This is a genomic window from Rhizobium sp. UFLA01-1127, assembly GCF_059803845.1.
In genome coordinates this window covers 1-2,066 of sequence record NZ_JAUQTZ010000276.1, presented here as the reverse complement: position 1 = coordinate 2,066, position 2,066 = coordinate 1, and the positions used below count along the sequence as shown (strand labels likewise).

General features: G+C 61.4%; 1 protein-coding gene and 1 pseudogene. One reads left to right on the top strand and one right to left on the bottom strand.

The window, feature by feature from the left end; all coding sequences use genetic code 11:
• Positions 1-101: 101 nt before the first annotated feature.
• Positions 102-1,475 carry a GH1 family beta-glucosidase gene (locus tag Q4Q11_RS31615; RefSeq protein ID WP_498571957.1) on the bottom strand — a complete coding sequence of 458 codons (1,374 nt, stop codon included), beginning with the start codon at positions 1,473-1,475 and terminating at the stop codon, positions 102-104.
• 290 nt (positions 1,476-1,765) lie between these two features.
• Here Q4Q11_RS31615 and Q4Q11_RS31610 point away from each other — a divergent pair.
• Positions 1,766-1,855, top strand: a pseudogene (locus Q4Q11_RS31610) (DoxX family protein); the annotation flags it as partial.
• Positions 1,856-2,066: the final 211 nt, after the last annotated feature.

Genomic DNA, 2,066 nt, shown 5'->3' with positions numbered 1-2,066 from the left:
GGACCGGAGGTCCGGGTTGGGGTGACCGTTGCGAACACGGAAACCACCCCAACCCGCGCGTTCCGCGCGACCTCCCCCTCAAGAGCGAGGCAAAGCCCGCATCAGACCGGCTTGTGATTGCCCTTCGGGAACTGTGAGGCAAGCTCCCTGTACCATTTGCCGCTCTTCTTGATGGTGCGCACCTGTGTCTCGTAATCGACATGCACGAGGCCGAAACGCATACGATAGCCTTCCGCCCATTCGAAATTGTCCATCAGGCTCCAGGCAAAATAGCCGCGCATCGGATAGCCGTCCTTGATGAGATCGGCGACGACACCGAGATGCTCTGCATAGTAGTCGAGCCGCGGCTGGTCATCGACCTCGCCCTTGACGACGCCCATATTGTAGCAGGCGCCGTTTTCGGTGATGTAGCACTCCGGCAGTTCGTAGCGCTTGTTGAGGTCCTCGACGACGTGCTTCAGGCCTGGCGAATAGACCTCCCAGCCGATATCCGTCTTGACGTCGCTCACCGGCGGCGCTTCCTTCGTCCAGGGGAAATCGCCGCTCTTGGATACATCGTCGGAGACGCGCATCGGCATATAGTAATTCAGACCCCACCAATCGAGCTTCTGGTTGATGGTCTTGAGATCGCCGTCCTCGATGACGGGCATGCGGTCGCCAAGCGCCTCGACGAACTCCTTCAGATATTCGCCCTTGAAGATCGGATCGAAGAAGGCGCCATTGTGGAACTGATGCGCGCGTTCGGCGGCGGCCAGATCTTCCGCGCGGCCGGAGCCCGGCAGAATGGAGGCGGCATTGAGCACGATGCCGACAGGCACCTTCGGCGCGACGGAGCGGATCGCTTCGACGCCGAGACCATGAGCGAGGTTCATATAGTGCATCGCGTAGAGTGCGGCCTGCATATTGCGCTCGCCCGGCGCATGAACGCCGTAGAGATGGCTCAGCCAGACGATGCACCAAGGCTCGTTGAAGGTGGCAACGGAATCCAGACGGTCGCCAAGGCGAGCCATGACCGTCTTGGCATAGCGCTGGAAGGCATGCGCGGTCGAGCGCGCCGTCCAGCCGCCATCGCCGGCAAGCGCGAGCGGCAGATCCCAATGATAGAGGGTCGCGAAGGTCTTGATGCCGCGCGCCTTGCAGCCGTCGACCAGGCGATCGTAGAAATCGAGGCCGGCCTCGTTCACCGGGCCGGTGCCTTCTGGAATGACGCGCGGCCAGGCGATCGAGAAGCGATAGGCCTCGACGCCCATCTCCTTGATCAGATCGAGATCCTGCTCCAGACGGTTATAGTGATCGCAGGCGACATCGCCATTGTTGCGCTGATAGACGCGGCCGGGCATGTTGGCGAAGGCATCCCATATGGATGGCTTGCGGCCGTCGGCCTTGGTGGCGCCTTCGATCTGAAAGGCGGCGGTGGCAACGCCGAATGTGAAGTCGCCGGGGAAGCGCTCGGCAAGAAGCTTCGGATCGATCATGATGAAAATCCTGTCTGTTATGGCTTCGTTGGCTGCGGTTTAACCAAGCCGCCCCTCAAAGTACAGGGGCCACGCAGGAAAACTGCAACGTTGCAGGTGCCGACGAACCAAGCCGGCTGGGTGGCACCTCGGAGAATTCCGCCGGTGGCAGCGACACTCTTCGCACGCCTCGATAACAGCAATGTCAACGGTCGTGACTTGCCTTTTCGACGTAGTCGATCGGGGGCAGCATTCAAACCTGACAACGAAAGGATACGAATGATCCGTGCGCTCGACGCTGTCCACCCGATCTGCTGAGCCCCCTGCGCGTCGTCGCCTCGCTGGTACCGTTCAGCTGCGGAACGCAGAAGGTGCTGCATTTCCCGGTCGCCGAGAACGTCTCCGCCATCTTCTTCCTGTTTCCGGTCGGTGCCGGCGCCCCCCTGAGCGTGGATGCTTTGACAGAGCGCAAGCGCGACATCGCGGCCTGAAGAAAAAGGCCCGCGGCGGTTGCACCGCCTCGGGCCTCGCTAATAATTAGAGCTTGACCCAGGCGCCGTTGCGCTTCGAGGAAGCGACACAAGCCTCGACGAATGCCACCCCCTTCACACC